Genomic DNA, 6,566 nt, shown 5'->3' on the forward strand with positions numbered 1-6,566 from the left:
CTTCCAGGGCCGCCGCGCGTTCGGACTCCTGCGTGCGGTCCGCGGCGGGGGTCGGGGCGTCCGGGGAGGTCGGGGACGGCACGTCAGGGCTCCTTCAGGCGGGTAGGGGGCGGGGGCGGCGGTCAGAGGACGGGCAGGGCCTGCGCCTGGGCGGCCGTCCAGGCGGCGGAGACCTCGGACAGCGCGGTGGCGACCTCGGCGCGTTCCAGCCCGTAGAGGGTGCCCAGGAGGAACGCGTCCTGGTGGGAGGCGGGGACGGCGGCCAGCAGCGCCTCCTGCGCGATCACGCCGTCCTGGAAGCGGCCCAGCACCTCCTGTAGCGATTTGGCGGCTTTGGCGAGGGTCTTGGCCTGCGCGGACAGGATCTCGCGGGTGGCGTCGGCGGTGTAGCGGGCCCGTTTGGCGGCTTTGCGGGTGTCGTGGTGGGCTTCGTCGCGCAGCTCGGGGGTGGGGGCGGAGGCGATCGTCGCGTGGGCGTCCTGGACGCGCCGCCACGCCTTGCGCAGCAGCTTCGGCAGCTCCTTGCCGGCCGGACGTCCCGCGCGTTTCGTCAACGGCGGCGTGGTCAGCAGCGCGTCCAACGCGTCCAGCAGGGCGAAATACCGTTCCCCGGACAGTTCTGAGCGAATGTGGTCGTACCCAGAGGTCTCCCTGGCCTTGATCGCCTCCAGCCAGGCCGGGGCGAGCGCGGGGGCCGACGGAAGGGAGTCGAGCCGTCCGGCGAACCGCTCGTACAGCACCTCGGCGTCCCTGACCTCCCCGAGCACCTCCGCCAGCCACGCCAGCTCGGGCTGGAGCGGATCGGTCCCGGAGCGGTCGAGGAGCGGCCGCGCCGACTTCAGGACGCTCCGCAGCCGCCGCACCGCCACCCGCATCCGGTGCACGGAGTCGTACTCCTCCAGCCGCACCTTCGGATCGTTCGCCAGCACCTCGGCGACCTGTCCCGACAGATAGCGAAGGATGGCCGCCCCGGCGGAATCCCCTTCCCAGGAGGGAAGTTTCGTCAGCCGGGAAGCCAGCAACCGTCCCAGCTTCGACGACGACGAGGCCCGCGACGCCCCGGCCGCGAGCAGCCGTTCACCGAAGGGCGCCAGCCCGTCCCGCGGCCCCGACAGCAGCTCGATCTCGATCTCCCGCCAGGAGGACTCCCCGTCGGTGCCGGCGATGCTCCCGGTGACGAGGTCGTCGGCCAGCTCCGCCGAGCCGGACGGCGTGGTCAGCACCCGGACGGTCCTGCGCGTGGACAGCGTCGCGACGGGCTGGAGCTCCCGCCCCCGCCCCCGCACGTGCGCCGTGACGAGGGAGCGGAGCGAGCCGGGCAGGGTGTCGCTCAGCGGGGCCCGGTGTTCGCGTTTCGCGTCGGGCCCCGCCGGGAGCTTCAGATGCCAGCCTTCGTCGCCGCCGCCGGTGCGGCGGCGCAACGTCACCTTCCGGGCGGCCAGGGCCAGCTCCGGGGTGTCGTAATACACGGCTTCGAGCTGGTGGACGATCGGGTCGGACACCGCCGCGAGATCGGTCAGATCGGGCAGGGCGAACTCTGCCGCCGCGTCGAACTTCAGCTCGATCTCAAGGTGTTCGCCCATGCGTACGGTACCTCCGCCTGCTTCGTCCTGTTGTGGGGAAAGACCAAGCCTGTCACGCGGAGGTAACCTCAATCCAGCTCAGGAGCCTTCTTTGGCCTCGGTGTAGCGCTGGAGGTAGAGCGGCTCGCCGAGCCGGTCGAGCAGTTCGAGCTCGGTCTCGAGATAGTCGACGTGGCCTTCCTCGTCCGCCAGGATCTCCTCGAAGATCCGCGCGGAGGTCGCGTCGCCCTTGTCGCGCATGACCTCGATGCCGCCGCGCAGGCGGGTGACGGCCTCCAGCTCGATGGCGAGGTCCGACTCGAGCTGCTCCTTGATCGTCTGACCGATCCGGAGGGCGTTGAGCTTCTGGTAGTTGGGCAGGGCTTCGAGGAAGAGCAGCCGGTCGGTGAGGGTTTCGGCGTGCTTCATCTCGTCGATGGACTCGTGCCGGGTGTACCGGGCGAGCTTCGGCAGACCCCAGTTCTCCTGCATTTTGGCGTGCAGGAAGTACTGGTTGATGGCGGTGAGTTCTGCGGTGAGCTGCTCGTTGAGCAGCGCGATGACTTCGGGATCCCCTTGCATGTCGTCAGATTGACATGCCAAAGCGGAGCTGTCAGGCAGCCTCGCCGACCTGACGCCCTGGGAACCGTCAGGCGGCCTCTTCGACCTGACGCTCGGTGACCGCTTCGGCTCGCACTTCGGCGGGGAGCGGCGGTACTTCCTGGAGCCCGGCGGGCCCGCCGGTGATGGCGTCCATCAGCTCGGACGCCGTCCGCCACTCGCTGACCATCGCGCACAGCCGCTTGGTGCAGGAGCCGCAGCCCGGCTTGATGCCGGCCCTGTCCTTGACCTCCTTGACGCTCTTGGCCCCATGTGCAAGGCACGCGTGGACGGAGTCTTCCGTGACCGCGTTGCAGATGCAGACGTACATGGGGAACCCTTCGAGATCAACATACCCGCAGGTCGGGGGCCATAAGGTTAGGCACTCCTAAGTTACATGCCCGGTGCCTGATCTGACTACCCCTTCCCTTTTGGTGTGATCTTCCTGCCCTTGGGAATGGCCACCTCCGCGACGACGGGAGATCTCTATGTGGCCGGGCGATGCGCAGCCCCTGGGAGCCCATTTCGACGGGGCTGGAACGAATTTCGCGGTCTTCTCTGAGCTGGCCGAGAGCGTCGAACTCTGTCTTTTCGATCACGACGGACGTGAGGCACGTCACAGCCTCCCTGAGGCGGACGGCTTCGTCTGGCACGGCTATCTGCCGGGGATCATGCCGGGTCAGCGGTACGGCTACCGCGTCCACGGCCCCTACGATCCGGCCGCCGGCCACCGCTGCAACCCCGCCAAGCTGCTGCTCGACCCGTACGCCCGGCACATCGCTGGCGAGATGGACTGGGACGAGGCGTGCTTCGGCTACCCGTTCGGCGACGAGGACGGCCGCAACGACGCCGATTCGGCCCCGCACACGATGCGTTCGGTCGTCACGAGCCCCTATTTCGACTGGGGCGACGACCGCCCCCCGCGCACCCCGTACGCCGAGACGGTGATCTACGAGGCGCACGTCAAGGGCCTGACCAGGCTCCATCCGGACATCCCCGAGCACCAGCGCGGCACCTACGCGGGCCTCGCCCACCCCGTGATGATCGACTACCTCCGGTCACTGGGAGTGACGGCCGTCGAGCTGATGCCGATCCACCAGTTCGTCCACGACGACCATCTGGTCCGCAAGGGGCTGAGCAACTACTGGGGCTACAACACGATCGGTTTCTTCGCCCCGCACAACGCCTACGCGGCGGGGCCCGATCCGGTGCTGGAGTTCAAGGCGATGGTGAAGTCCCTGCACGAGGCGGGGATCGAGGTCCTGCTGGACGTCGTCTACAACCACACCGCCGAAGGCAACCATCTCGGCCCCACCCTGTCGTTCCGCGGGCTGGACAACCTCGCCTACTACCGCCTCGTGGACGACGACCGCCGCTACCACCTGGACACCACGGGCACCGGCAACAGCCTGCTGATGCGCAACCCCCACGTCCTGCAGCTGATCATGGACTCGCTCCGCTACTGGGTGACGGAGATGCATGTGGACGGCTTCCGCTTCGACCTGGCCGCCGCCCTGGCCCGGGAGCTGCACGAGGTGGACCGGCTGGCGACCTTCTTCGATCTCGTCCAGCAGGATCCGGTGGTCTCGCGGGTCAAGCTGATCGCCGAGCCGTGGGACGTCGGTGAGGGCGGCTACCAGGTCGGCAACTTTCCGCCGCTGTGGTCGGAGTGGAACGGCCGGTTCCGTGACAGTGTCCGCGACTTCTGGCGCGGCAGGCCCGCCACGATGCCGGATTTCGCCTCCCGGCTGACGGGCTCGTCCGATCTGTACGCCGACGACGGCCGCAGCCCCATGGCGTCGATCAACTTCGTCACCTGCCATGACGGTTTCACGCTGCACGATCTGGTCTCCTACGACCACAAGCACAACGACGCCAACGGCGAGGCCAACCGCGACGGCACCGACGACAACCGCTCCTGGAACGGCGGGTTCGAGGGCCCCACCGACGATCCGGAGATCAACCGACTGCGTGAACGACAGAAACGGAACCTGTTGACCAGTCTGTTCCTGTCCCAGGGCGTCCCGATGATCGGCCACGGCGACGAGCTGGGCCGCACCCAGCACGGCAACAACAATGTGTACTGCCAGGACAATGAACTGTCCTGGGTCCGTTGGGACAAGTCCGACGAAGCCACCATCGCGTGGGTGCGCAGGCTCACCGCCCTGCACAGCGGGCACGCGGTGTTCCGCCGCCGCCGGTTCTTCATCGGCCGGCCGATCAGGGGCGTCAAGGATCTGGCGTGGTTCACGCCGGGCGGCCGGGAGATGTCGGACGGTGACTGGGAGGTCGGGTTCGCCAACACCGTCGCGGTGTTCCTCAACGGCGACGCCATCGAGGAGCCCGACCGGCGCGGCCGCCGCGTCTGCGGCGACTCCTTCCTGCTGCTGTTCAACGCCGACGCCGAGCCGCAGCCCTTCACCCTCCCGCCGGACGATTTCGGGGAGACCTGGCTGAAGGTCCTCGACACGGCCGACCCTCTGCTGGACGCCGACACGGGCGCGTCCGCCAAGGCCGGCGAGACCTTCACCGTCGAGTCCCGCTCGGTTCAGGTGCTGCGCCGTGTCTGACCGTCCCACCTCGACCTACCGGCTCCAGCTCACCCCTTCTTTCGGCTTCGCCGAGGCCGCCGGGATCGCCGGATACCTGGCCGAGCTGGGCGTCACCCACGCCTATCTGTCGCCGATCCTGGAGGCCGCGCCGGGCTCCGAGCACGGCTACGACGTCGCCGACCACGACCGGATCTCGGCCGTCCTGGGCGGTGAGGACGGCTTCCGCGCGCTGGTCGCCGAACTCCGCCGCCACGGTCTGGGCACGGTCGTCGACATCGTCCCCAACCACATGGCGTTCGACTCCCCGAAGGCCCGCGACGTCGCCGCCCGCGGCCGTGAGTCCCCCTACGCCCACTGGTTCGACTGGGAGGGCGACCGCCTCGTCCCGCCGGGCGAGGGCGAACCGAACTACCGCCGCTTCTTCGACATCTCCGGGCTGATCGCCCTCCGCCAGGAGGACCCCGACGTCTTCGCCTCCACCCACGCCCTGCTGTTCCGCCTCGTCGCGGAGGGCCTGATCGACGGCCTGCGCGTCGACCACGTCGACGGCCTCACCGACCCCGGCGCCTACCTGCGGGACCTGCGCGACGCCACCCCCGCCTGGATCGTCGTGGAGAAGATCCTCACCGGCTCCGAACGGCTCCCGGACGGCTGGCCCGGCACCACCGGCTACGAGACGGCCGTCGCCGTGGACTCCCTGTTCCTGGACGAGACCGCCGAACCGTTCCTGTCCAGCCTCCACCAGGAGCTCACCGGTTCGCCCGGCCCGTTCACCAGGGTCGCCAAGGACGCCAAACGCCAGGTCATCGAGCAGGGCCTGGCCCCCGAGGTGGCGCGCCTGCACCGCGTCCTCCAGCGGATGATGCCGGCGGCCGACCCCGACGATCTGCGCGTCCTCCTGATCCGCGCGCTCGTCGACTTCCCCACCTACCGCTCCTACGACCGCGCCACCGATCCGCGCTGGACGGAGTTCGCGGTCCGCTTCCAGCAGACCACCGCCGCCCTCACCGCGCGCGGCCTGGAGGACACCGCGTTCTACCGCTGGTCGCGGCTGGTCTCCCGGAACGAGGTCGGCGGCGAACCGGGCCGCTGGGCGATCACCCCGGAGGCGTTCCACCGCGACTGCAACACCCGGTTCGGCGCCGGGCTGACCGCGCTGTCCACCCATGACAGCAAACGCCAGGAGGACGTCAGGGCGCGGCTGGCCGTCCTGACGGAGCTGCCGCGCGCCTGGGAGTCGTTCGTCCGCGCCCGCTGCGACGGCTCGGATCTGGACTATCTGATGTGGCAGACCCTGGTCGGCGCGTGGCCCCTGGACCGCGACCGGCTCACCGGCTATCTGACCAAGGCGATGCGCGAGGCCAAGCAGCACACCACCTGGCTGGAGATCGACGCGGAGTACGAGCAGGCCGTCCTGCGGCGTGCCGCCAAGGCCCTGGAGGACGGGGGAGTGGCCGAGCTGGCCGCCCGGCTCGCCCCTTACGAGCGGTCGAACGTGCTGTCGCAGAAGCTGGTCCAGCTGACGATGCCGGGCGTCCCCGACGTCTACCAGGGCTGCGAGCTGACCGGCTATGCCCTGGTCGATCCCGACAACCGCCGTCCCGTTGACTTCGCCCGCCGCCGCGCCCTCCTGGCGGCCCTGGACTCCGGCGTGCCCCCCGCCACGCTGGACGCGGAGAAACTGCTGGTCACCTCGCGTGCGCTGCGGTTGCGCCGCGCCCGTCCCGGCTGGTTCACCGGCTTCCATCTGCCGCTGACCGGGCAGGGCCCGGCCGTCGACCATCTGATCGCGTACCGCCGCGGCGCCGCCGTCACCGTCGCCACCCGGCTGCCCGCGGGCCTGGAGCACGCG

At 69.8% G+C, this 6,566-nt stretch carries 5 protein-coding genes; 2 read left to right on the top strand and 3 right to left on the bottom strand.

Annotated elements, in window-relative coordinates; translation table 11 throughout:
- Positions 1–122 precede the first annotated feature (122 nt).
- The 3 genes from ACYVE7_RS26730 to ACYVE7_RS26740 all read right to left on the bottom strand — a co-directional run bounded on the left by ACYVE7_RS26730 (position 123) and on the right by ACYVE7_RS26740 (position 2,493).
- On the bottom strand, positions 123–1,583 hold the full coding sequence (locus ACYVE7_RS26730) for a CYTH and CHAD domain-containing protein (protein WP_460368325.1): 1,461 nt from the start codon (positions 1,581–1,583) through the stop codon (positions 123–125).
- 78 nt (positions 1,584–1,661) lie between these two features.
- Positions 1,662–2,144: a bacterioferritin gene (gene bfr, locus ACYVE7_RS26735; protein WP_460368327.1), complete on the bottom strand. Its 483-nt coding sequence runs from the start codon at positions 2,142–2,144 to the stop codon at positions 1,662–1,664.
- A 67-nt stretch (positions 2,145–2,211) separates the two neighbouring features.
- The gene (locus ACYVE7_RS26740) at positions 2,212–2,493 is read right to left on the bottom strand and encodes a (2Fe-2S)-binding protein (protein ID WP_460368329.1); all 282 of its coding nucleotides are present in this window, start codon (positions 2,491–2,493) and stop codon (positions 2,212–2,214) included.
- A 157-nt stretch (positions 2,494–2,650) separates the two neighbouring features.
- On the opposite strand from ACYVE7_RS26740, the gene glgX reads away from it, so the two are divergent.
- Together glgX and ACYVE7_RS26750 are read left to right on the top strand one after the other, a co-directional pair.
- Positions 2,651–4,732 carry a glycogen debranching protein GlgX gene (gene glgX / locus ACYVE7_RS26745; RefSeq protein WP_460368331.1) on the top strand — a complete coding sequence of 694 codons (2,082 nt, stop codon included), beginning with the start codon at positions 2,651–2,653 and terminating at the stop codon, positions 4,730–4,732.
- Positions 4,725–6,566, top strand: a 1,842-nt coding sequence (locus tag ACYVE7_RS26750; protein WP_460368333.1) for a malto-oligosyltrehalose synthase, incomplete at its 3' end; no start/stop codon positions are given. The genes glgX and ACYVE7_RS26750, both read left to right, overlap by 8 nt.

It is taken from the genome of Actinocorallia lasiicapitis (assembly GCF_054778695.1).